We start from the raw sequence: 24537 nt of genomic DNA, 5'->3' as shown, positions 1-24537 counted from the left end.
AAGATAGATAGCGATCGCTGTCGCGGATAAAGCCAACCTATTTAAGTTTTCTTAAAAAGAATAAATATCTTGCATTAAAGCTTAGAGTCTGACCAAATGTGAGAAATAGCGTCTATCTGCTAAGTATGATTTCAATCTAGACATACGCATTGTGGCTTAATTTATCCTCCCATACTTTCTGTGTGGAGAATAAAAGGGGTTTGCCTTTGTCAAATGCAAAATGTAACAAATATATAAGTATGAATTTCTTGATATAGCACAACTACTCACCGAAGCGGAAATTCAAGAACAGGCAAAGGTTCTGTCAGATTGGACTGTTAAAGACTCCAAGTTGCAGATTACTCATACATTTAAAGATTTTATTGAAGCAATTGAGTTTGTCAATAAGCTGGTTAAGCCGACTGAGTCAGCCGGACATCATCCAGATATAGAGATTTCCTACAATAAAGTGAAGATTACACTTACAACATACGATGCAGGCGGATTGACGCAATCAGACTTTGATGTAGCACAGGTGATTTCCCAGATCGACTAAGTGATTTCTTTTAACATCTTGCACCAGACGATAGGAAGTCACCGCGATATACGGTTTATATAGCCGAGGCGTGTGTTCTAACTGGCGTGAGATTTATATTAGGGGTAAGTGGAAGAAGTGATTTTTGATGGCAAACTGCTAAGTGTCTAAAGCTTTCAGCAATTTAGCTTGCGTAGAGAGCTAATGACCCAAACCCTACTCCCTGCTTAGATATTTAGATAAGTATGTGTGACAGTTATTAAGGCGATCGCTCCAATATTGCCATCTAGATCAGATGTTTTATAATGTTATGATATAAAGATATGTTTTTGCATAAGTTAATCACATAAGTTTTTAACCCAAAGTTAATCGTTTATTAGCTTTGCAAAAACTAAAATTGTAGTAGTGGCAACTGTATCTCATCCACAGGTTTCAATGAGATGTCGCATTTTTGAAAATTAGGTGCAGCGAAACCAATTATCTAAACAAGGTGTGAGGAGTAAAGTTAAGATGTCTAATCTATTGTGGAAATCCTTAGTGGTTAGCCCAGCAGTTTTTGGAGCAACATTGTTAGTTTCGGCAACAGCAATGGCCGCCCCAAACCCAACCACTGAAGTATCACCAGCCAAACAACTAGGTGTAACCGAAGTTGCCCAACAGCCAGAAATATTGGCTCAAACAACCATAGATCAAGTTAATCGCTACAGTAACGAAGGCAACCAAGGTAATTCTCAGTCTCAAGTAACATCGGTTTCTCAATTTTCTGATGTACAACCTACTGACTGGGCATTCCAAGCATTGCAGTCCTTGGTTGAGCGCTATGGTTGTATTGCAGGTTATCCGAATTCCACATATCGCGGTAATCGTGCTTTGACCCGTTATGAATTTGCCGCTGGTTTGAATGCTTGTTTGGATCGGGTTAACGAATTGATTGCCACAGCAACAGCTGACTTGGTGACTAAACAAGATTTAGCTACCTTACAACGGTTGCAAGAAGAATTTTCCGCAGAATTGGCAACCCTACGTGGTCGCGTAGATTCCTTAGAAGCGCGGACTGCTGAATTGGAAGCAAATCAGTTCTCCACTACTACAAAACTAGTTGGTGAAGCCATTTTTGCCGTTAGTGATATATTTGGGAGTAACACTGGTGACAACAACAATACTGTCTTCCAAGATCGGGTACGTTTAGACTTGCAAACCAGCTTTACTGGTAGAGATATTTTACATACTCGTCTCGCAGCAGGTAATTCAACAGCCTTTACACAATTTGACGACGCGAATAATCCGATCGGTACTGCTGAAGGCACACAAACATATCAAGTTGGTATAGGCAATGGTAACAACGGTGTCAGACTAGACCGCTTGACTTATGAAGCTCCCATAGGCCCAGCCCAAGTATACCTCGCAGCTAGTGGTGGACGGCATAGCCAGTATGCAGCTGTCAACAATCCTTACTTTTTTGACAACACGGACGACGGTGGTAATGGCGCTTTATCTACCTTTGCTTCTGAAAGTCCTATCTATCGGATTGGTGGTGGTGCAGGTATAGCACTCAATGTACCCCTTGGTAAAGGTGGCGGTATTTTGGGAAATAGCTCTATTACTGCAGGTTATTTGGCATCCCAAGCTAATAATCCTGGTCTTAATACAGGTCTGACCAACGGGAACTATGCTGCTTTGGGACAGTTGAACTTTAGTGTTGGCGATCGCTTGGCTTTAGCTGCTACCTACGTCCACGGATATAGCGCAAGTGGTGCTTTATTTGACTCTGGTACAGACGGAGCAACTGGAGCTTTTGATGTCGGTACTGGACAAGCTAACTTTTTAGGTAATGCAGCAGGTGTAACCCCATCTAGCAGCAACTCCTACGGTGTGTCGGCTGCTTTTAGACCTAGCGACAAATTGTCCATTAGTGGTTTTGTCTCTTACCATGACGTTACAGGTGTCGGTGCAGGTGATGATTATGAAGCTTGGAGCTACGGTTTAGGGGTAGCCTTACCTGATTTCGGTAAAAAGGGTAACGTTTTAGGTGTTTTTGCTGGTGCAGAACCCTATTCCTTTAACCGCCCAGGTTTTGGCGGCAACAATGATATACCCTATCACTTTGAAGGCTTCTACAAGTATCGTGTGTCGGATAACATCTCTGTAACCCCTGGCGTAATCTGGTTGACCTCTCCTGGTCAAAACAGCGATAACGATGATGCTATTATCGGTACGCTCAGAACTACTTTCACCTTCTAAAGTGTTGATTTTCCAGTGACAATTTTGAACTCTATTTCTCCCCGCCATTAGGCGGGGTTTTTTGTTTTCAGTAATAATAATGGATAAACCCCAGTAGTTCACCGGAGTATACTAAAAAAGTTAGGAGTTATCCGTTATGGCGGGTTTGCTATGAATAGACTAGAGTAATGCCCACTCTACAAGTGACTTACGCCGTGAGCAACTTTTTCTAAGCGAGCTTTTTTAGTAGAAGTTGGCGGTATAAAGTTACATATTTTGTAATATCTTAACTCTACCAATTTGAGATTTTGAATTTTGGATTTGAGATTGAAGGAAAAAGCGTTCGACTGAGCGCTCACACCTTACCCCTCCGGGGAAGCAAGCTACGCGTAGTGTTCCGTAGGAAAGTCTCAAATCCACATTGAATGACTCCTAACTCCTAATTTCTACCCCTAACTTATTGCTGCTTGTGGAACTATCCTGTAAATCGGAATACGCAATTCTCGCCTTATTAGAGATAGCCGCTAATTACGAAAGCGGCGAACCTCTGCAAATTCGACAAATTGTAGCACAACAAAATATACCTGATCGCTATCTGGAACAGCTACTAGCAACCTTGAGGCGTGGCGGTATAGTTAAAAGTCAGCGTGGGTCAAAAGGTGGCTATCTATTAACGCGAGAACCTCGAAAAATAATCCTTTTTGAGATTTTGGAATGTTTAGAAGGGTTAGAGGCGCGGGCTGGTGAAGAAAACGTTAATTCCAAAACTGTAGACAGTTCGGTTATAGAAGAAATTTGGCAAGAAGCAAGTCGCGCAGCAAATTCAGTGTTGCAAAAATATACGCTCCAGGATCTTTGTGAAAAACGAGATTCGCGGCAGCAATTAGATATCATGTACTACATTTAGTCAAGAGTAATTTGTCATTTTTTGATGACTAATGACCAATGGCTAATAACTAAATAATTAAGTAGGAAGACACAAATAAACTTAACTATATCAGTCAAGGGCAAAATAGCTAAAAACCTCTTCCCTCCTGCCCCCTGCCTCTTGTTTCCTGCCTTGTCTTAATTACAATTATTTATGTCACTCTACTTAATAATAAAGGACTAATTTATGCGAATAGCTCGTAACATTACAGAACTGGTTGGTTGTACACCCCTAGTGCAGTTGAACCGCATTCCTCAAACAGAAGGATGTGTTGCAGAAATTGTGGTGAAACTGGAAAGTATGAACCCATCGGCATCAGTCAAAGACCGGATTGGGGTAAGTATGATTAACGCTGCTGAAGAGGAGGGGCTAATTACTCCTGGGAAGACAGTATTGGTAGAACCCACTTCTGGAAACACCGGAATTGCCCTAGCAATGGCAGCAGCAGCTAAGGGTTATCGATTAATTTTGACAATGCCAGAGACGATGAGTGGAGAGCGTCGGGCAATGTTGCGAGCATACGGGGCAGAACTGGAACTAACACCAGGAATGGAAGGCATGAGTGGGGCAATTCAACGAGCGCAGCAAATAGTTAATACTACACCAAATACCTATATGTTGCAGCAGTTCCGCAATCCAGCTAATGCAAAAGTGCATCAGGAAACTACGGCAGAGGAAATCTGGGAAGATACCGATGGACAAGTTGATATAATTGTGGCAGGAGTGGGTACAGGTGGTACGATCACTGGTGTAGCAGAAGTGATTAAAGCACGCAAGCCTAATGCTAAGGCGATCGCAGTTGAACCAGCCAATAGCCCAGTTTTATCTGGGGGACGACCAGGCCCCCACAAAATCCAGGGAATTGGTGCTGGGTTTATTCCCCAAGTACTCAAGATAAAATTGATTGATGAAGTGATTACCGTCACCGATGAAGAAGCGATCGCTTATAGTCGGCGTTTGGCAAAAGAAGAAGGGCTACTATCTGGTATTTCCAGTGGAGCAGCTTTATGTGCAGCAATTCGCGTCGCCCAACGTCAAGAAAATAAGGGACGTTTAATTGTAATGATTCAGCCCAGTTTTGGTGAGAGGTATTTGAGTACACCGTTGTTCCAAGACCTGGAGGCAAGATTGGCCGCTAGCGTCAGTTAACAGTACATTGAATTAATGGTCAATTCTAAGCACGTTTCTAACCATTACGAAACTCTCAAAGTTAGTCCAAGTGCAAGCCTTGCGGAGATTAAGCAAGCTTATCGCCGCTTGGTTAAGTTGTTTCATCCTGACAGTAATCAGCAAACAGCCGATCGCGAGCAGATTATCCGCATCAATGCAGCTTATGAGGTCTTAGGCGACAACCAAAATCGCCGTAATTATGACCAAGAACTGCAAGATGACTCCCAAAAATTAAATAGCGATCGCCAACAGCGTACAGCATCAGCGCAAAATCATTACCAGACAAGACGAAAAACTGGACGGGATGTTGACGAGCAAGTTGAAGAATGGCTACGCCAAGTTTACCAACCAGTAAATCGCTTGCTTTGTACGATTCTTTATTCGTTAGAAGAACAAATGGAGCAATTAGCTGCCGATCCCTTTGATGATGAGTTGTTAGATGGATTTCAGGAATACTTAAAAACCTGTCGAGATGACCTCAAGCAGGCACAAATTACTTTTCGCTCCCTGCCAAATCCGCCTAGTCTCGCAAGAACAGCGGCTCACCTTTACTACAGCCTTGATCAAGTAGCAGATGGACTCGATGAATTAGGTTATTTTCCTTTGAACTACGATGAGCGTTATTTACACACAGGTCATGAACTATTCCGCATAGCTACGAGATTGCACTGTGAGGCACAAGCGTCTGTTACATAATTATTGGGCATGGGTCAATATTGCTGGATGTCAAAGGACAAATGACTAATGACTAATAACACATAACTTAGGAATTAGTTTATGCTGTAAACAGAAAAAGATTAAGAAATTTTAAATTCTGCTCATAGTGTGCTCATGCAATGCATTGTTAATCGCCGCGCCCAGTTTTCAGCAAGTCATCGTTATTGGTTGCCAGAACTGAGTGAAGCCGAAAATATTGAGAAATTTGGTGTTGGTTCTAGATTTCCGGGACACGGGCATAACTATGTTTTATTCATCTCCCTAGCCGGAGAATTGGATGAATATGGTATGGTGCTGAACTTGTCTAATGTGAAACATGTAATTAAACGGGAAGTTACCAGTCAATTGGACTTCTCTTATCTCAATGATGTGTGGGCAGAATTTCAACAAACTCTGCCTACCACTGAGAATATTGCACGGATTATCTGGCAGCGGCTAGCACCTCATTTGCCTCTAGTCCGCGTGCAGTTATTTGAACATCCTGAACTTTGGGCCGATTATATGGGAAACGCAATGGAAGCCTACCTCACCATCAGTACTCACTTTAGCGCCGCCCATCGGCTAGCTCATCCTAACCTCAGTAACGAAGAAAACACTGAAATTTATGGTAAATGCGCTCGTCCCAACGGTCACGGACACAACTACCATTTAGAAGTTACTGTGAAAGGGGAAATTGACCAACGGACAGGGATGATTGTTGATTTAGGTGCTTTGAACCAAGTAATAGAAGATTATGTGGTAGAGCCATTCGATCACACCTTTTTAAACAAAGATATTCCCTATTTTGCCGAAGTTGTACCCACTGCTGAAAATATCGCACTTTACATTAGTAATTTGCTGCAATCGCCTATTGAGGAATTGGGAGCTAAACTTTACAAAGTAAAACTGATTGAAAGTCCCAATAACTCCTGTGAAATCTACTGTATGGACTCTGAATCAGATTCAGTCAGTGCAAGTGTGAATCAGCCAGTATTAGCACGAGTTTAGCCAATTGAAAATTAGGCATAGGACATAGGGAATCTATATCATGCCCATGCCCATGCCCACCTAGAAAAGTTTACCTATTAAGCAATTAAAACCTGGTAGCAAAGGACTTGTCAGTTCATCTTGACTAAATAAAGTAGCTGCTAACTTTAATGCAGCCTGTTCGCGTCGATAAGCCTCAACTTTCTTCTGTATAGAATCGCAAATCCAATATTCTTGAACCTCTTGCACTAAGTACAGCTTTAGCTTTGTTTCCTTATCGCGTTTCTCGTTTTTTTCGCCGGGAGATAAAACCTCTACTACTAACTCCTGTGCGCCCGTGAGGTGTCCAGCTTCATCTAGCAAGTTTTTTAAACGTTCATGACTTGCCAATACCACATCAGGGATCACATTGTCAGAATCTGAGAAAATAATTCCAGGTGCGATGTCTAACGACAAGCTGCTTCGCATCTACGCAGCTTTACCCAGACCAGTTTCATCTGACCAATTGTTAAGAACTGTAACAATATTGCCATAACTTGATTGATGATCCCAACTAGGTGATTTAGTCACAAATAGTTCTCCATCAATAATCTCATAGCGATTTCTGCGTTCACGAAGTGTCTCGGAACGAGAATCGCCAGCAAATAGCTCTCGGTCAGCAGTCGTCCAACGCACTGGAGTTGTTTGCATAGTAAACCTCCTAGCCTTTTCCTAAATCATATTTTAAAAATACCGACGACGGGCGGAATGTCGCAAATAGCGATAAATGCCCCACGCTAAAACTCCAAAAAAGAGATTTAGTAAAAAGCGACTAAATATAAACCACAAAATATAAGTGTCAAAAAGTTTTGACGGACTCAAAGGACTAATTTTCCTGACTAAGAGAAACAGCCCAAAAATAGCATTTCCACCCAGCACGAGGGCAAACAGTACTAAACTCCTCTGCCAGTTACGGCGCTGGGGTGTACGATCTGAAATCAGGGTAATTACAGGTTTACCTTGCACTTTTCGCAGTAATTGTTCTAGTCGCCAAAACATCCACAACAGAAACGGAAATAAACCATAACTCAGGAAACGTAGAGGTAATGAGTAACCCCAAGCAATAGATAGGACATTCACTAGGGCATGACAGATTACAGAATTTAGCCAAGCCATAAAAATAAACTTTTTATCTCGATTTAACCGATTTTTAGAGGAAATATAGGTTCCTAATGCATATCCCCAAGGTGCAGAGAACATAGCATGGACTGGCGTGCCAATGGTACGTTCAAAAACTGATGCTGTACCGTGGAAAAGGTAAATCCAATTCTCTTCAGCAGTGAATCCAAGGGAAACGGCGATTGTAAAGAGGAAAACGCTAGAGTGAAGTAATCGATACTTATGTCGCAGATAGTAGGTTGGGACAATAACCGCAGCCAACTTGCAGCCTTCTTCAATTGGGCCTATTTCCACAAGCTGCCGCAAGGCTGTACCAGGAAGCCAACGTTTAATCTGTTGCCAGTCTACAAAAGAGTTCGCTACAATTTCAAAATCCGATTCGAGTCTAAGAGCTAAAAGACCAGATATTGCCCCGATGATAAAGAACATCAGTAACTTTAACAAAGGTGGGGCAAATGGTACTCGACAGTAGTAGTAGGTTAGCAGCAGCAAGGGTGGTATTGCTGCCCACAACACTAGAGATAAATCAACCACTCACCTGAGCAATTACTGTACGGTGACGGTGGGTATTGTTGGTGATAGTGGGAGTTTGGAAACCCGCCTCAACAATAGCTTGCTCAATGTCTAAAGCAAAATATTCATCTAAATAAGGTTTAGTACTTTTGAGCAAAGTCAAAATGTAGGCTGGCATTTTCTTGTAAACTTCAGATTTGGGATTCATATCCATGATTGCCAAGTAGCCACCCGGACGCAGTACACGCCGCATTTCAGCAAAAATCTGTCGGGTTGCTGATTGGGGTAATTCGTGGCACATCAGAAAAATGGAAACTAAATCAAACGAGGCATCAGGTAGCCCGGTAGATTCAGCTTGGGCATGAAGCCAGTTAATTTTAGCTTGACGTTGCCCAGCGCGGTAATTGGCAACGGCTAAAAAATAGGGAGATAAGTCTAAGCCTGTAATTTTGGTATGGGGATAAATTTCTTGTAGGGCAAAACTACTCAAGCCAACACTACATCCTACATCCAAGATGTCTTGCGGCTCATTGGGAATTTGACTTTTCAGGATATTGTGGTAGCTTTGGCGCAGCATCGGATCGCCTTGCGCTTCTTCAGATCCCTGCCAAATCTTAGCGTGGACAGCGTAAGCAGCAGGTTCTACCTCAAAAGCGGCTTGCCAACTGAGATTTCCGGTTTCGTAGGCATGGAATGAGGTGACGTAGTAATTGGGGTAGGAAAGCTGAGGATTTTGTACTTGAGTGAGATCGTCCTTCCAATCACGCCCTTGTAGTGTTTCGACTTCTTGCGTCCAAGGCACACCAATTCTCTCGGCACGTTTAATCATCATTTGTCTAGCTTGATGCTTGGCTAGGTTGGCTAAAGGCTGGATTGCCAGTATGCCATTCACCAAGCGAGAAGCTAAACCAGGATTAGTGTTTACAGCAGCAGTCATAAATCAGTTTGCATTTAACAGCCTTTTCTACTTATGACATACTTGCTGGACGGCAGTCTAGAAATGAATTGAATTGTATAACGGCAGTCTGCCTCCTTTCTACTTGCTCTAAGCAACAAATATTATAGAAGGTTGATATTTGGAGAACAGCAAAGTTCTGAGAAGATGTGAATTATGCTGGTTTCCAATTTATATTTCTTTATCAAAGAATTTTATTCAAGACTGGTAAAATTTTGATACTTAGCAATATCTATCTCAACAGGGATGGCAAAAAGCTGAGTGCCATTTCTAAAGAAAATTACAGTAAGTTAAGCTTATTGAGAGTCAAGTATGGCCAGAGCAAGAAGAAGAGCAAGTGGCTTTTTAAAAGATTTTCAAGAATTTGCCCTTAAAGGTAATGTAGTTGACTTGGCGATCGCTGTCATCATTGGTACTGCTTTTGGCAAGATTATCACTTCCTTTGTTGAAGATGTGATCATGCCATTGATTAATCCCTTGGTTAGTTTTACTGGCAAAGACTGGAGAACAATCACTATTAGTCCGGGAATCAAGATTGGTGAGTTTCTTGGCGCAATAGTTGACTTTCTAATCATTGCCTTAGTTTTATTTGTGGCAATTCAAGCCTTACAAAAATTCAAGAGACAAGAAGAAGTCGCCGATGAACCCTTGCCAGATCCTAACCTTGTAGCCCAAGAAAGATTGACTGGCGCGTTGGATAGACTCAACCAAACCTTGGAAACTCGGAATAATCAAGTTTTGTAAGTAGGGAGTGGGGGGATGAGGGAGCAGGGGAGCAGAGGAAAATAATTAATACTCAATACCCAATGTCCAATACCCAATACCCAATACCCAATGCCCCATGCCCAATGCCCTACTTTGCAGTAGGCTTGAGAGCTAACAACATCTCCAATTCACTAGTAGATTTATCAGGGCTAATAGCGGTAAAACCAAGACCACGAATGGAATTCAGGATGGTAATGGTATCAGCGTTAGATGATACAAAACTATTGATCAGGGGCACAGTTTTAGTTTTATCCATATCCAGGTAGAAATAGCCTCCGTTAGGCTTTTGCAAAGAACCAGTAACGGCTTTGAAGGCGTCACTAGTGTCGAGAGATGGATTTTTGCGATCGCTAACTGCGTCAGCAATTGGGCCACCAAGAGCTACAAATACAGTATCTTGATCTAGCCAACCATGTGCCAATAAAGCTCCTTGTCGGGGAATTTGCCATTCAGTTACGTCTTTACCACCGATATTTCTGTTGGCGACGTTGATTTGTTGGTTTTTGGCAAGAGTATCCAATTTTGTTAAGGTGGCTTCGGCAGTTTTGCGATCGCTAGTATCAAATACTAAAGCACCTCCAAAACCAACATTCGCTAACACTCCTTGATTTGATGGAATCGCACCAAAGGCGAATTCTCCATTCATCCAGCCAAAAATATCCTTATCTAAGTCTAGATTGGCGAATTTTAGTTGTCCTCGCGCTTGTTCCAGAGCTTGCTTCATTTCTGGATAATCTTTTGACTGTTCTACTAGCACTTCCCAACCACGGCTGATACCATTTCCGCTAATCAGAGCAAAGGTATCAGCAGGAAATTGCCCGACTATATTCCCAGGACTTGATTGATACTGAAATTTATTTAATTGTGGATCTAAATTAGCGATCGCTTTTACCCGCACTCCTGCATCATCAACACCAACACCCGCTACCACAGATTTTATCTGCTTGAGCTGTGTCAGGGTTTGTGGGGGTAACTGCTTTGCCTGTGGATTTCCAGCAGTTAATTGCTGTATCATACTGGCATAGTCTGGTACATAAATTTGGGCGAGGCTGTTTTTAACATCCACTCCTTTAAGAATGCTGCTAGCACCTTCTTTACTAGCAAAAGAAGACTGTCCTTTAAACGTATCAATTGCTTTTTCTACAGCTTGCTTTTCGGGGGCTAATACCAACTGACTATCATTTAAAACTACGCTATACGTCGGCTTACCATTTTGTGTAGTTTCGACAATTTTTTGACCTTGATAGTCAGATTCCTGTAATTTAACTCCTTTTTGTGACTTCAATTTATTCGCAAAATTCAAGGCGCTGAGTTTGTCCTTGATTCCCACCACTATCAAGATATTTGATTCCTGCTGTAAATTTGTTGGTACATTAGTTGTCCTAGAGGGTACCTTTAACTGTGCTGATTTTACAGGATTTGGTGGCAATACAGCAATCATCACACTACCAGCCCAAGGCTTTATGTCTTTTTCATAAGAAACGTTACTGTCACTGAAAATTTGCTTATTGAAATCTTCCAGACCTTTTGCCACTAACTTTTGTGCTTCTGGAGTGCCAAACTGCTGTAATTTTGCCCAGGCTTGAGAGTCAGTAGTAATGTAAGTTGCCATCAATGCTGTTGAAGGTACTACCTTAGCACTGCCTAGAGCGTCTGAACTACCTCCTGATGGACCTTTAAAGTACGTATAAGCTGCTATACTTCCGGCGACAACAACGGCAGCACCAACAGCAGGAATGAGAAATTTTGATTTACTTTCAGGCATTTTGTTATCCTCTTTTGCTCAGATTGTCACCGAGATTTATACAAGTGTCACTATAGAGTTTTCGGATTTATAATAATTTCCGCTAATCCATTGCTAGACTAACCCATGACAAAAGGATTCAGCAGCACGCTCGTTGACAAGCTGCACATCTACCTCCTACTTGCAGAAAATTGTTGCTTTTGACATCCATCATTAATCAGATACTAATCATAAAAATTCTCAGTTAAACTCATGTCTTAATCAGCAAACATCCAACTTAAAAGTGATTTTTCACTACAAATGGGTTTTTGCAAATTAAATACATAGCAATCCTATCTGATTTGTAAAAATTGCAAGGCTAAGATTCCCGACAACTCTTATGAAGTTGAAAATCTCATTGTTTACGAATGATTTCAGATTGCTATAGCACTTGGATCTCGCAGTCGATCTATACAGCAAACAAGCTAGCTAGCGATGTCTACGACGGGCTACGCCTACGCCGATTTGTTAAAGGAGTTAAGAGGATTTGGGAAGCACAACGTCAATCTACAAGCGTTCCCTACAATCGACTATTTCGGGCACTCGCCAGTGTGGGAGTTTTTACGGAGACAGAAATCGGTTATTGTACTCTTACACAACTGGTATGCTACATTTAGTTTCAACTCCAGTTGGTATTTACTGATAAAATTAGTAATCTTACAAATTAGTGGTCTAAAATTACTCTCAAAAATACTTCAACCAGATGAGGAGCGAATCTGCAAATGATATGCTGTTCATCTTAAACAAAAGAACCTGTTCAGCAGCAGCAAGCTATCCTAAGTTATAAAAATAATTAGGAGTATTTGTACTTAATGAAAATCTATCAAGGTGCAACAAAGTGCAAGAGACTCTTGACTCAATGCCAAAAAAGTGCAGAACATCAGGAAAAGTAAATGCAGGAGGGATATGGAAAAAATCCCAGGATCGGTAGCCGATCTGCGGAAGTTCGGGTGAGATTAATTTTAATTCCCCAATCCCAAAGGGGAGTTCTCACCTCCATAATGCCCTGTTGATTTGGGAAATACATTTACTACACCGGTATTTTACTTAACTACATCCAACCAGCTAGACTTTTCAGGATTACAAGGTCAGTAAGCATCAATGTCGCAGTCTTATTTTGATACAGATAATAATGGACACAAACCCTTTGAGTTACCGGGAGCAAGACCACACTATAACCCCGATCGCCCCGGACAGGTAGAGCATATTTTTCTCGATCTCAGCCTGGATATTCCCAAGCAAAGCTATCAGGGCAGTTGTAGCATTTGCCTCTTGCCAATCCGTAATGGTATTGATCGTTTGACTTTGGATGCTGTCAACCTAAATATTGAGTCTGTGCAGGTGGACGAAGTGCCACAAAATTTTGACTATGACGGGGAACAGCTTTCCATCCAACTTTCTCAGGCAACCCAGATTGGTAAACGCTTGCTGATTGCGATCGCCTATTCGGTGACAAAACCGCAACGCGGTATTTATTTTATTCAACCAGATAAGCACTATCCAAACAAACCTACTCAAGTTTGGACTCAAGGAGAAGACGAAGACTCTCGCTTTTGGTTCCCCTGCTTTGACTATCCAGGACAACTGTCTACTTCGGAAATTCGTGTCCGTGTTACCAACCCTCTCGTGGCGATTTCCAACGGTGAATTGATTAACACCACAGAAGATGGTGATTACAAAATCTATCATTGGTCACAGCAACAAGTTCATCCTACCTATTTAATGACTTTGGCAATAGGTGACTTTGCCGAAATTCAGGATGAGTGGAATGGTAAACCAGTTACCTACTACGTAGAAAAGGGACGGGAGGAAGATGCTAAACGCAGCATGCACAAAACTCCCCGAATGATCGAATTTTTGAGTCAAAAGTATGGTTATCCATACCCTTTTCCGAAATACGCCCAAGTTTGCGTCGATGACTTCATCTTTGGCGGCATGGAAAACACCTCCACAACACTGTTAACAGATAGATGTTTACTGGATGAACGGGCCGCCTTAGATAACCGCAACACCGAAGCTTTAGTCGTTCACGAACTCGCGCACCAGTGGTTTGGTGATTTGGTGGTGATTAAGCATTGGTCTCATGCTTGGATTAAAGAAGGGATGGCTTCTTACTCTGAGGTGATGTGGACAGAACAGGAATATAGTCTAGAAGAAGCAGCTTACTATCGCTTATTGGAAGCTCGTCGTTACTTAAGTGAAGATAGCAGTCGTTATCGCCGTCCAATGGTAACACACGTTTACCGAGAAGCTATTGAACTTTATGATCGCCACATCTACGAAAAAGGATCTTGTGTCTATCACATGATTCGGGCCCAATTGGGAGATGAGTTGTTTTGGCAGGCAATTCAAACATTTGTCCAAGATAATGCTCATAAAACCGTAGAGACAGTAGACTTACTCAGGGCAATTGAAAAGGCAACCGGACGTAATCTTTTATTCCTCTTTGACCAATACGTTTATCGTGGTGGTCATCCCGATTTTAAAGTTGCTTACTCTTGGGATGGGGATGCTAATTTAGCAAAAATTACAGTAACTCAAACCCAAGCTGCTGAAGGTAAAGATGGCAGTAAGGATTTGTTTGATTTAAAAATACCTATTGGTTTTGGCTATACGCAACAAGAAGAAGTGAGGAGTGAGGAGTTAGGAGTTAAAAATAATTCCAAACTCATAACTCCTAACTCACAATTCAAAACTTTCACCGTCCGGGTAAATGAACGCGAACAAAGCTTCTACTTTCCCTTAGAAAATAAGCCCCAATTTATTAGCTTTGATGTTGAAAATAATTACCTAAAAACAGTAGCTTTGGAATATCCAATCGCGGAGTTAAAAGCACAGTTAGAATTCGATCCCGACCCGATTTCGCGTAGTTATGCAGCAGTAGCTTTGGCGAAAAAAGGTGGGTTAGAAGCTATCATTGCATTGTCTGCATCGCTAAAAAATGACCCATTGTGGGGTGTGCGTGTGGAAGTAGCAAAACAACTAGCCCAAATCAATTTAGATCAAGCCTTTGATGGCTTAATTGCTGGGTTAAAAGATAAAAATGCTTATGTGCGACGAGCTGTAGTGGAAACACTTACTCAATTCAAAACTGCTGAAAGCTATAAAGTTGTGAGAGGGTTAGTGCAAAAGGGCGATGCCAGTTATTACGTAGAAGCTGCTGCTTCTCGTGTTATCGGGGCAATCGCATCGGCAAACTATGAAGAAAAACCCAAGGAAGACAAAGTATTAAAGCTGCTGAAATCCGTTTTAGAAGAAAAGGCAGGTTGGAATGAAGTCGTGCGGAGTGGGGCAGTTGCTGGTTTAGCTGAATTTAAAACTTCGGAAGCAGCTTTAAATTTACTGATCGAATACACCAAACTCGGTGTACCACAACCACTACGTTTAGCCACAATTCGCGCTTTAGGAAAGATTTCTGTCGGTCAAAGTCCGGCTAATTTGGAACGGATTTTAGAAAAATTAACAGAACTAGCCAAAGAAACCTTCTTTTTAACCCAAGTATCCGTAGCCGCAGCATTAGGACAAATGGAAACACCCAAAGCAGTGGGAATTTTGCGATCGCTAGCTGAACAAACAGCTGATGGGCGTGTACGTCGCTCTGCTGAAGAAGAAATTTCCAAGGTGCAAAAGAACATTGGTTCAGAAAAAACCCTGCGTCAATTGCGTGAAGATTTCGACCAACTCAAACAACAAAACCAGGAATTGAGAAGCCGTTTAGAAAACTTGGAGGCCAAATCTAAATAGCACTACATGACAATTAAAAGCAGGTAATTGATAATTGTGGCAAAGCTATTAACAATTACCAAGGTTTTAGTTGATACTGTAATTTTATTGTGGACAGATAAAATATTTTATTTTCCACTTAAGTCACAGGTATAAATAAACATAGTACCAAGATCCCCGACTTTTAAGATAAGTCGGGGATCTTTATGTTGTAAGCGGTTACTGAGTTTCAATTTACATATATTAGGTACATATTTATATTTTCATAAATTAAAGTTAAGAAAAGATAAAATAATCGAAAAGTGGGATAAGTAGTTGTAGTTTTATAAAGTATAATTAAGAAAAAGATAAACAAATCTAGGCAGTAACAGATGCTAAAATCGCCTCGAACACTATCCCCAAAGGGTAGAGTTCTAGTTGTTTTAGATAAAAGACTACCGCTATCCTGATTCAACTAACTTGTGAGTCAAGAGAAAAACAATCATTGTAAATTTTTCAGTCGAAGAGGCAAAAAAAGGCGTGGGTCAGTATCAACCTGCTCAACTAAAACTCTATAATCCAGATGCGATCGCTCGCTACTATAGTTACCGTCCCTGGCTAGCCTGGGGACGACTGCTGAGAATCATCTTCTCCTTTGCAGGATTTATACTCAGTCTGAAGTGGGACGAGTGGCAAGATCGAGTTGAGCAGAATAAGGTTAAACGAGCTATCCAGTTGCGAGAACTGCTCACCCGCCTTGGTCCGACTTTTATTAAAGTTGGTCAAGCCCTCTCCACTAGACCTGACCTGATACGCAAAGATTTCTTAGAAGAACTGATAAAGTTACAAGACCAGTTACCACCTTTCGATAATGCGATTGCTTACCAGATTATCGAAAGTGAACTAGGCCGTCCAATTCAGGAAAGTTTTAGCGAACTGTCACCTAATCCAGTCGCTGCTGCTAGCTTGGGTCAAGTGTACCGGGGTCGTCTGGTCAGCGGCGAAGAAGTCGCCGTAAAGGTGCAACGCCCCAACTTACACCCGGTAATTACACGCGACCTATATTTGATGCGTTGGGCAGCAGGTTGGCTAGCTCCTTGGTTGCCTTTAAATCTCGGTCACGACCTAACTTTAATTGTGGACGAGTTTGGCACAAAGTTATTTGAAGAAATTGACTATATTAATGAAGGCCACAACGCCGAGAAATTTGCTAGCAACTTCCACAATGACCCACAAGTAAAAGTTCCAGGTATTTACTGGCGTTATACCAATATCCACGTTTTAACCCTGGAATGGATTGACGGCTTTAAGCTGACGGATACTCAACGCATCCGCGCAGCAGGTTTAGACCCAGAAGCGATCATCCAAATTGGCGTGACATCAGGATTGCAACAGCTTTTAGAGTATGGCTTCTTTCATGCTGACCCTCATCCCGGTAATTTGTTTGCTGTACCCGATGGTCGTATGGCTTATATTGACTTCGGCATGATGGATCAGTTGGAAGAAAGCACCAAACAAACGCTGGTAGATGCGCTAGTGCATTTGGTGAATAAAGACTATACCGACTTAGCCGAAGACTTTGTAAAATTAGGGTTTCTGACTCCAGACACGAATATTTGTCCGATAGTGCCAGCATTAGAAGCGGTGCTAGGAAACGCTATTGGCAAAAATGTCAAGGATTTTAACTTCAAAACTATTACCGATGAATTTTCGGAACTGATGTACGAATATCCTTTCCGAGTCCCGGCAAAGTTTGCTTTGATTATTCGTTCCCTAGTTACTCAAGAAGGTATTGCCCTTAGCCTTAACCCCGATTTCAAAATTGTGGAAGTGGGTTATCCCTATATAGCACGGCGATTACTGACAGGGGAATCGCCGGAATTAAGACGAAGATTATTGAATGTGTTGTTCAAAGATGGTAAATTTCAGTGGCAGCGGTTAGAGAATTTGATTGCGATCGCTCGTACCGATAATAACTTTGATGTATTGCCTACAGCGCAGATGGGGTTCCAATACTTAATGTCGGAAGAAGGCAAGTTTCTCCGGCGACAGTTGGTGCTTGCTCTTACTGAAGATGACCGCCTGCACACCGAAGATGTCCAACGCTTGTGGAACCTGGTTAAAGGTGACTTAAAACCAGATCGTTTATTAAATGTAGCGATCGGTATTTTAACAGAGTTATCCAGAGAAGGTGCAGCTGCTATCCTGCCAAAAGCGACATTACTTGGGTCTTTTGCTGAGAACCAGCCAGCAAATAAAAAGTAAAAAATCTTTAATTGAAATTAGGAGTTTTCATGTACTATTTTCCTCTGCAACCGCCTTATTTTCTTTTACTTGTTGGCTTTTTGACTGCATTAACATCTGGTTTGGCATTATCTGGCACTTTGAAAGTAATTGTGCAGAACTGGCCAAGCGAACGAGCAGAAAATACTCAGCCACGTTCCTCATTGAAACAATTACTCGTACCATTTATCGGTATAACTGGTGGTACTTGTCTATTTATGTCTTCAGGCTTAGAGATATTTGGCTTTCCCTCATCCTTGGCTTTAGGAGTCGGTCTACCAATTAGTCTGTTCACTTGTTTGCTAGTTTGGTTGCAGTTGGGAAGTATGATGACCTTTATAGAACGCGAAGGTATGCAATCTTTAGATTTAGATTCTTTTTCTTAAAAGGAACAAGCGAGTGGTAAAATAATGAAAATATTACCTCTTTAATCAATTCGTAATTGTAAGTATGTAATTACACCACTTGCTTTAATACCTGTCCGAAACAGTTTTTAATGACGAATTACATTTGAGTAATTCTATCCTTGAAATTGCGATACTTTAGCTTAATATTGTTAGCTCTTTGCTGAATAAAACTACTAGCAGATTTTTGCAAAAGCATTAGCTGGCTTGGGCGTGTGAAATTTTTAGGACGTTCTTCAGGTGATTTTAAATAGCGATAATGTAAGAAAACATCGCGGTAAGGAATATCAACATCTTCACCCCCGCAAAGCCTTGTAAAATCTGAAGAAGATATACTCATATAGTGCAGGTATGTTAACCTACGCCCTTGGTCGTATAAGATATTATCTACCACATCAAATTTAGAACTCCAGTGGTTTCCAGTTGACTGTTTGCAGTCATGACAAGCAAAGTTATAATATGGAATTCCACTTTTCAACACCATGTAGTTAAATAAAGATTGGTCAGGTCCTACACAACACATGACTTCAGCTTCACCCGCTATTAATTTGTCAAGAAAGTCGGCTATTATAGCTTGAGAAAAAATATTTTTCTTAGTGGCAAACCAACCGGCACAAAATACTTTTGATTGTAAATTATCTAAGTTAAAAACTTGCTGCATCTGCTCTGACGAACCATCAAAAACAAATTTTAAATCAGACTTATACTGAAAATCATTGACTACCCAATCATAGGCATCTAATTTTTCATATACATAATCTACAGGCCCCATTAATAAGGTATCTGCATCAAAATAAATAAATCTATCAAAGGGGCCATCCACAGCACACATTTTGCGGTGCATTGGTAGCCGATAGAGTTCTGGAAAGCCCCACTCTCGCCAAGTTTTTTGTGCTCTAGGATAATTTTTCCATATCTGAGTAGCAAAGTTATCCCAATAAGCTATAGAATCAGAATCTTCAAATAAAGTAACATTATCTCTAGATGCAATCTCTGCCTTTACTTTGTCTAACTGCTTATTATATGGAATTATACAAATAGGAATTTTCCTACCAGTATTAGCTTCCATACTGTTGAGCAACGCCACTAATTGGTCATAGACAACATCATTGGCTAGGATATAAATGCCATCAATCATTGGGATACTCCTAATATTAAGTACGGGCAGCAACAAAGGGAAATAAACGGCGAGTTAGTTTGGGGATGAAAGCAAATTTCCCCTCATGAAGATAGCGATAGTGTTCCCACAATTGCCAATAGGGACTACCAGTTTTCATCCGTGTACCAGCCCAGTGGATATATTTGAGTCGTTGTCCTCGGTCATACAGGGCGTAGTCTTGCTGTTGGAAATTTCGTGAACCCGCCCAACTACCGGGCCCTCCTCCAGGAATTTTGACGAGATTTCCACGTTTGGAAATTAGTTTGAGAACAAGATAATTTAAAATTGGTTGGTCTGTAACTCCTTCAGAAAAATCGAAATATTCCCGATGCATTGCACACTCGCGCAAAGCTTCATCCATTTGCTGTTCGGTAATAACTCCTTTTCTCGAAGCCCAAAAACCACTGTTGAAAACATCTTGAAGTTGGGTATCGGAAAAAATTTGCTGCTCTTTCACCAAGGGGGAAAAGATATTTCGCAGCTTGTCATTAGCGTAATGGTAGTCACAACAGAAGAAATCGACTTCTGAAAGTTTGTCTAAGTTGTCAGCAATTTTTTCAAAAACGACAATATCCGTATCAATATAAATAAACTCATCTAAAGGCCCAAACCAAGCTACCAGTTTACGCATTTTGTTGGGTAAGGCAAGAAAATCTCGATCAAAAATTTCTCCAATGCGTTTAGTAAAGGTATCAATAAGTTCTAAATCTGGGAAAATTTGGACGTTGTGTAAGGTAGCAAGCTGTTCTGCTACCTTGTGGTAATTGTCATTAAAAGGTATAAGATAAATGGTAACTTCTGGGTCATAGTAACGAATGCTATTTAGTAGAGCAATAGCATTATCGATAACACGGTCATTGGCAACTATATAAATGCCCCTACTCATAAATTATCCTTGGTTAATTAACTTAAATTTTCGCAAAGCTCTTGTAAGTAAATTTGGTATTTGAGCGTCATTATAATTCTTAGGAGGATTGTTAAATACTGGACGCTTTTCTGGTTCGTGTAAGTAACGATAATAGAGAAATAAATCTCGATAGGGAAACTCAATATTTTCTCCGGCACAGACTGATTGATTGATATTAGGAGGAATCCCAATGTAATGGAGATAAGTTAGTCGAGTACCGCGATCGTAAAGAATGTTTTCTCGTTCCTCGAAGTGTTTAGAGCTAGCAGAACATCCTGTTTTTTCATTATCTGGCAGTTGGCGAGCAAAGTTATAAATAGGAAGATTAGACCTCATTACCATGTAGTTGATTAATGGTTGTTCGCCAGCACCACCATACAAAATTTCTGACTCACCATTTTGTAAATGTGATATTAGCCAATCTCTTTTTTCTAAGTTAAATATTCCCTGTTTTGCTCCATAAAAGCCTGAGCAAAATATTTCTGAATCAATGCGTTTTTGCTGAAAAACTTTTAGTAATTTGGGAGAATTAACATTATATATTTTAGTAACGTCTTTAAATTGGAAATCGTAGACCACAAAATCATAACTATCTAGCTTTTCAAACACTGCTGCGAGTGAGTTCATCACCAAGGTGTCTGCATCTAAATAGATAAACTTCTCGAATGGGCCATCAAAAGCGCAAAAACGACGGTGAGCGCCATAAAGACGGGATTTACTCCGATTCAATCGTTCTGGGGCTGCTGCGAGCATAAATTGATCCCAGCGGTTGATTGATTCTTGGTTATCGTAAAGAAATACATTAGGGCGTTTAGCTATTTCGTCAGCAATCCGTTGTGTTCGATCGTCGAAAGGATAAATACAAACAGGAGTTTCTGGCCCTAAGATAATATCAATACTGTTGAGCAAAGCCACCAGTTGATCGAAAACATAATCATTGCCAAGGGTACAAATACCATTCATAATTTATGAGTGTTGATCAACAAAATTTGATAACCAGTTAAGCAGGTTTAATTTGTGTAAAATGATTTGACGTGCTTCTGCGATCGCATCTTTGGCAGCATACCAAGCATCAGGGGTAGCTGTCACTTCTTGGATGTAGGCAATGCCTTTTTCATCTAAACTGGGCAACCGCAAAAAACTACCTGGTGGCAATAATTTATCAGCAGCCGATCCACCATAGTAAATTGGTAAACACCAAGCAAGTAAACTATCCCAAAGTTTTTCACTCACATACCAATTATTATCAGCATAGTTTTCAATTGCCAGATTGTAATAGTATGGTGCCATTCCATACCATTTATTGCCTAGTTCTCCCCAACTGTTTGCCCATTCTGGTAAGTTACGCCCATACAAATCAAATTTCATCCCACTAGATTGCAAAGATTGTAAAAAATCTAAACGCTGGCGATGATTGGCTGTGCGACTAATTCCCGAAGTAATCCAACTACATGGGGCAACTTTTGGGGGCGGTGGCATTTCATTTAAATCTTGAAATGAATTTGAGTGATACCAAATAGCAGGCATATAGTCAGGAATGGGAGCAAAATCATCGGGGCCAGAAACGTAGCCACAATACTTCTGGGCTTCTTGATAATTATGATTAGTTATTTTTACAACCTCATCTAAAGGCGGTTCTCTGAGCAAATAAATAATCCGCTCTTTGTTGACACCACGCAGTAGAGATTCAACATTTACTACTGGTTTTTGCTGCTGTTTGCGAAAACTATCTAACCAAGATTTTTGCGGCGATGCTTGGGGGAAATCAAATTGATATAGCAGCATAAAGTCTGGCTTTTGTGCCATTTTCAACATTTGCATGTTCTTCCAAACACCAAAGTAGTGCGGAGTTTGTTGCCATAACCAATCTTTGTTTTTAGCCAGACCTGAATAGCTGCTAATCATGCCAACAGTTTTAATAGTCATAAATCGTATTTATTCGGTTATTTTTCAGTTAAGAATTTATGATTTTTTTGGGGATGATAGGTTTTTCAAGATTGTGGTATAAGTACTTTTGTTCCTGAGATTAACTAAAATTAAACTTTATTTTCAAAAAGCTTTAATACATCTAATAGGTAAATAGCATATTGATAAGATTCTGCAATTAGTAAATTTTGTTTTTGGGGTTCGGATTCTAATTTATCGGCTAGTAAGCGTAGAGAGCTAATCAGAGGATAGAGACGCGTGCGAAACTCATCCGAAATATGACTAAAGTTTTGATACTGGTTATTTTCATCTTGATTTTGGTCTATATCTGACGATAACTGCCAGTTAATTTTCAGGTTCACTACATCACTGAAGAGATCGATGGCGTTGAGAACTCTTAAGGCTGAGTTGTATGATTGATCAATTAATTCCTGCCGCTCTTGGGCATTGTCTACTAGATTGTCAACTAATAGTCCGAGGAAACCAATCATTGAGTTAAGCCTTGTACGCAGTTCGTGAGAAATGCGGTTAAAGCTGGGATTAGTTTTGGTGGAAACTTCAGTCTGAACGGCAAATTGCATTGAGTAGAGGCGTGAGTAGTAACCCCCTTTTTGTAAAAGTGCTTCATGGGTTCCCACTTCTACCACCTGTCCTTGATCTAATACGGCAATTTGATCGGCTTTTTGGACTGTGGAAAGGCGGTGAGCAATTACAAGGGTGGTGCGATCGCGACTCAGGTCGTCGAGTGCAGCTTGTACTAAGCGTTCGGAAACGGTATCTAAAGCGCTGGTGGCTTCATCTAAAATCAAAATTTCTGGATTTTGCAGGAGGGCGCGAGCGATCGCTAATCTTTGCCTTTGTCCACCAGACAACATGACGCCGCGATCGCCAATTTGGCTGTCAAATCCTTGAGATAATTTTTCAATAAATTCATAAGCATTTGCTCGTTTTGCTGCTGAGATAATTTCATCTTCTGTAGCTTCAGGTCTTCCATAAGCAATGTTATTTCGCACCGAGTCATTAAAAAGAAATGTATCTTGACTGACAATTCCCATGTGTGTTCTGAGAGATTTGATATCAAAATCACGCAGGTCTGTGCCATCAATAGAGATACTGCCAGATGTCGGATCGTAAAATCTGGGTAAGAGGTCAGCCAAGGTGGACTTACCTGCACCAGAACCACCTACCAAAGCGAGAGTTGTAGCACGGGGTAAAAATAAATTTACATCTTTGAGTACTAACTTTTCATGACTAGGGTAGGCAAAGGAAAGCAAATTAAAACGTATTCCTTCTTTTAATTCTGTGTAGATCACATTACCGTTTTTCATAAACGGCTTGCGATCGCGACTTAAAAACTCACTCACTATTTCTACGCTAGTAGCACTATTGGCAAAGCTACTACGAAGACTATTTAACTGAGATACCAAAGGTAGTAGTCGCAGTAATACTAATAAATATGTCAGTAGTACCGTTGAAATGAAAGAAACCTGGTTGGCAAAGAAAGTTTTACTCAAGAATACAATCAGAAGTAAGGCTATAACTCCCATCACCTCACTTATCGGCCCGATCGCTTGTGAGTTTACCTGAGATTGAAAATCTGCTTTTTCGCGATCGCGGATTAATTTGGTAATCTTTTGATATTCTCTGTCTTCATTGGCAGTTGACTTTACCAAACGAATTCCATTCAATGTTTCTAAAACACTAATGGAATAAGATGTAGACATTTCTGATAGTTGTTGACCAAATGTTTTCGCTCTACTAATTGTGTATTGATTGATTAACGTTATAAAACCCAACAGAATTGTTGCTGCGATTGTTAGCTGCCAAGAAATTGCTAATAATAAGCTAACAAAAACTAAAATTGTAATTATTAAAATAATTAAATTGATGATAGTCCCGATAGCGCTAGAAGTGCGGGCTGTTTCTGAGCCAAGGCGATTAATAATATCGCCTACTTTCATTTTTGAATAATAATCTATATCAATATCTAGCAATAACTCTAAGCTAGCTTCACGAATATCCGCATTTAATCTCCGAGTGAAAACGCTCGATGCCAAAATGCTACAATAACTAGATAAGTTTTTTAAGAAAATTATAAATATAATTGTTCCAGCCATTCCCAAATTCCGATAATTTTCGGGAAGATTATCAAATGGAAACATCACAGCTTTGAGAATCGGAGGAAAACCAGTTAAATCTACTGGTTGTCCGACAATCCTCAAAATTACTGGCACAATCAAAGTCACACCGACACCATTAAATAAAGCACCAGAAAATCCTAACAGCATCGTTAGGATAATTAAACCTGGATAGGGTTTGGCGAATCTTAAGATTAGTTGACCTTTAGACATTGGTTTTTTATAATCACGATTTACTTAGTGTTAACATAATTTATAAATTAATTAATGCTTTTGCTAATTGTTTTAGTTGCTGAATATCAATTTTTTCAAAACTAATTAATCAATTC

General features: G+C 40.6%; 19 protein-coding genes and 1 pseudogene. 11 read left to right on the top strand and 9 right to left on the bottom strand.

What is annotated here, in order from left to right; all coding sequences use genetic code 11:
• Nucleotides 1–253 precede the first annotated feature (253 nt).
• The 6 genes from V7K60_RS12115 (at nt 254) to V7K60_RS12090 (ending at nt 6536) form a co-directional block, all read left to right on the top strand.
• Entirely contained in the window at nt 254–535 is a 282-nt protein-coding gene (locus V7K60_RS12115; protein ID WP_334925828.1) for a 4a-hydroxytetrahydrobiopterin dehydratase, read from the top strand.
• 489 nt (nt 536–1024) lie between these two features.
• A complete protein-coding gene (locus V7K60_RS12110) occupies nt 1025–2755 on the top strand; it encodes an iron uptake porin (RefSeq protein ID WP_334925781.1) in 1731 nt (576 codons plus the stop codon).
• Between the two features lie 448 nt (nt 2756–3203).
• On the top strand, nt 3204–3641 hold the full coding sequence (locus V7K60_RS12105) for an RrF2 family transcriptional regulator (protein WP_334925779.1): 438 nt from the start codon (nt 3204–3206) through the stop codon (nt 3639–3641).
• A gap of 207 nt (nt 3642–3848) precedes the next feature.
• Nucleotides 3849–4811, top strand: coding sequence for a cysteine synthase A (gene cysK / locus V7K60_RS12100; protein ID WP_334925777.1), 963 nt, complete (start codon nt 3849–3851; stop codon nt 4809–4811).
• 15 nt (nt 4812–4826) lie between these two features.
• Entirely contained in the window at nt 4827–5528 is a 702-nt protein-coding gene (locus V7K60_RS12095; protein ID WP_334925776.1) for a J domain-containing protein, read from the top strand.
• A 135-nt stretch (nt 5529–5663) separates the two neighbouring features.
• Nucleotides 5664–6536: a 6-carboxytetrahydropterin synthase gene (locus V7K60_RS12090; protein ID WP_334925774.1), complete on the top strand. Its 873-nt coding sequence runs from the start codon at nt 5664–5666 to the stop codon at nt 6534–6536.
• A 60-nt stretch (nt 6537–6596) separates the two neighbouring features.
• On the opposite strand, the pseudogene V7K60_RS12085 reads toward V7K60_RS12090, so the two are convergent.
• The 3 genes and pseudogenes from V7K60_RS12085 to V7K60_RS12075 form a co-directional block, all read right to left on the bottom strand.
• A pseudogene (locus V7K60_RS12085) lies at nt 6597–7205 on the bottom strand (Uma2 family endonuclease).
• A gap of 33 nt (nt 7206–7238) precedes the next feature.
• On the bottom strand, nt 7239–8207 hold the full coding sequence (locus V7K60_RS12080; RefSeq protein ID WP_334925772.1) for a PrsW family intramembrane metalloprotease: 969 nt from the start codon (nt 8205–8207) through the stop codon (nt 7239–7241).
• Nucleotides 8200–9123 carry a class I SAM-dependent methyltransferase gene (locus V7K60_RS12075; RefSeq protein WP_334925770.1) on the bottom strand — a complete coding sequence of 308 codons (924 nt, stop codon included), beginning with the start codon at nt 9121–9123 and terminating at the stop codon, nt 8200–8202. The genes V7K60_RS12080 and V7K60_RS12075 overlap by 8 nt, the downstream gene beginning before the upstream one ends.
• A gap of 330 nt (nt 9124–9453) precedes the next feature.
• Here V7K60_RS12075 and mscL point away from each other — a divergent pair, with 330 nt between their 5' ends.
• Complete coding sequence (gene mscL, locus V7K60_RS12070; protein WP_334925768.1) at nt 9454–9885, top strand: large conductance mechanosensitive channel protein MscL; 432 nt, start codon at nt 9454–9456, stop codon at nt 9883–9885.
• Between the two features lie 109 nt (nt 9886–9994).
• On the opposite strand, the gene V7K60_RS12065 is transcribed toward mscL, so the two are convergent.
• On the bottom strand, nt 9995–11671 hold the full coding sequence (locus V7K60_RS12065) for a DUF3352 domain-containing protein (protein WP_334925766.1): 1677 nt from the start codon (nt 11669–11671) through the stop codon (nt 9995–9997).
• Between the two features lie 386 nt (nt 11672–12057).
• On the opposite strand from V7K60_RS12065, the gene V7K60_RS12060 reads away from it, so the two are divergent.
• The 4 genes from V7K60_RS12060 to V7K60_RS12045 all read left to right on the top strand — a co-directional run bounded on the left by V7K60_RS12060 (nt 12058) and on the right by V7K60_RS12045 (nt 18060).
• Nucleotides 12058–12306, top strand: coding sequence for a hypothetical protein (locus tag V7K60_RS12060; protein WP_334925764.1), 249 nt, complete (start codon nt 12058–12060; stop codon nt 12304–12306).
• Nucleotides 12307–12790: 484 nt separating this feature from the next.
• Nucleotides 12791–15433, top strand: a complete 2643-nt coding sequence (locus tag V7K60_RS12055) for a M1 family metallopeptidase (protein ID WP_334925762.1) — start codon at nt 12791–12793, stop codon at nt 15431–15433.
• A 498-nt stretch (nt 15434–15931) separates the two neighbouring features.
• On the top strand, nt 15932–17656 hold the full coding sequence (locus V7K60_RS12050) for an ABC1 kinase family protein (protein ID WP_334925761.1): 1725 nt from the start codon (nt 15932–15934) through the stop codon (nt 17654–17656).
• Between the two features lie 29 nt (nt 17657–17685).
• Nucleotides 17686–18060, top strand: coding sequence for a hypothetical protein (locus V7K60_RS12045; protein ID WP_104906063.1), 375 nt, complete (start codon nt 17686–17688; stop codon nt 18058–18060).
• Between the two features lie 118 nt (nt 18061–18178).
• Here V7K60_RS12045 and V7K60_RS12040 read toward each other — a convergent pair whose 3' ends face one another.
• The 5 genes from V7K60_RS12040 to V7K60_RS12020 all read right to left on the bottom strand — a co-directional run bounded on the left by V7K60_RS12040 (nt 18179) and on the right by V7K60_RS12020 (nt 24421).
• Nucleotides 18179–19216, bottom strand: a complete 1038-nt coding sequence (locus tag V7K60_RS12040; protein WP_334925759.1) for an Npun_R2821/Npun_R2822 family protein — start codon at nt 19214–19216, stop codon at nt 18179–18181.
• A gap of 16 nt (nt 19217–19232) precedes the next feature.
• Nucleotides 19233–20123: an Npun_R2821/Npun_R2822 family protein gene (locus V7K60_RS12035; RefSeq protein ID WP_334925757.1), complete on the bottom strand. Its 891-nt coding sequence runs from the start codon at nt 20121–20123 to the stop codon at nt 19233–19235.
• Nucleotides 20124–20126: 3 nt separating this feature from the next.
• Nucleotides 20127–21107: an Npun_R2821/Npun_R2822 family protein gene (locus V7K60_RS12030; protein ID WP_334925755.1), complete on the bottom strand. Its 981-nt coding sequence runs from the start codon at nt 21105–21107 to the stop codon at nt 20127–20129.
• 3 nt (nt 21108–21110) lie between these two features.
• Entirely contained in the window at nt 21111–22070 is a 960-nt protein-coding gene (locus V7K60_RS12025) for a glycosyltransferase family 10 domain-containing protein (RefSeq protein WP_334925753.1), read from the bottom strand.
• Nucleotides 22071–22180: 110 nt separating this feature from the next.
• A complete protein-coding gene (locus V7K60_RS12020; protein ID WP_334925752.1) occupies nt 22181–24421 on the bottom strand; it encodes an ATP-binding cassette domain-containing protein in 2241 nt (746 codons plus the stop codon).
• Between the last annotated feature and the right edge of the window lie 116 nt (nt 24422–24537).

This window comes from Nostoc sp. (assembly GCF_036917555.1).
Taxonomy (GTDB): domain Bacteria; phylum Cyanobacteriota; class Cyanobacteriia; order Cyanobacteriales; family Nostocaceae; genus Nostoc.
This window is presented reverse-complemented; position numbering and strand designations above follow the sequence as displayed.

Coding starts and splice junctions, on each gene's coding strand:
- V7K60_RS12110 (WP_334925781.1), top strand. CDS start 1,025: ATGTCTAATCTATTGTGGAAATCCTTAGTGGTTAGCCCAGCAGTTTTT.
- cysK (WP_334925777.1), top strand. CDS start 3,849: ATGCGAATAGCTCGTAACATTACAGAACTGGTTGGTTGTACACCCCTA.
- V7K60_RS12095 (WP_334925776.1), top strand. CDS start 4,827: ATGGTCAATTCTAAGCACGTTTCTAACCATTACGAAACTCTCAAAGTT.
- V7K60_RS12090 (WP_334925774.1), top strand. CDS start 5,664: ATGCAATGCATTGTTAATCGCCGCGCCCAGTTTTCAGCAAGTCATCGT.
- V7K60_RS12075 (WP_334925770.1), bottom strand. CDS start 9,123: ATGACTGCTGCTGTAAACACTAATCCTGGTTTAGCTTCTCGCTTGGTG.
- mscL (WP_334925768.1), top strand. CDS start 9,454: ATGGCCAGAGCAAGAAGAAGAGCAAGTGGCTTTTTAAAAGATTTTCAA.
- V7K60_RS12065 (WP_334925766.1), bottom strand. CDS start 11,671: ATGCCTGAAAGTAAATCAAAATTTCTCATTCCTGCTGTTGGTGCTGCC.
- V7K60_RS12060 (WP_334925764.1), top strand. CDS start 12,058: ATGATTTCAGATTGCTATAGCACTTGGATCTCGCAGTCGATCTATACA.
- V7K60_RS12055 (WP_334925762.1), top strand. CDS start 12,791: ATGTCGCAGTCTTATTTTGATACAGATAATAATGGACACAAACCCTTT.
- V7K60_RS12045 (WP_104906063.1), top strand. CDS start 17,686: ATGTACTATTTTCCTCTGCAACCGCCTTATTTTCTTTTACTTGTTGGC.
- V7K60_RS12040 (WP_334925759.1), bottom strand. CDS start 19,216: ATGATTGATGGCATTTATATCCTAGCCAATGATGTTGTCTATGACCAA.
- V7K60_RS12035 (WP_334925757.1), bottom strand. CDS start 20,123: ATGAGTAGGGGCATTTATATAGTTGCCAATGACCGTGTTATCGATAAT.
- V7K60_RS12030 (WP_334925755.1), bottom strand. CDS start 21,107: ATGAATGGTATTTGTACCCTTGGCAATGATTATGTTTTCGATCAACTG.
- V7K60_RS12025 (WP_334925753.1), bottom strand. CDS start 22,070: ATGACTATTAAAACTGTTGGCATGATTAGCAGCTATTCAGGTCTGGCT.
- V7K60_RS12020 (WP_334925752.1), bottom strand. CDS start 24,421: ATGTCTAAAGGTCAACTAATCTTAAGATTCGCCAAACCCTATCCAGGT.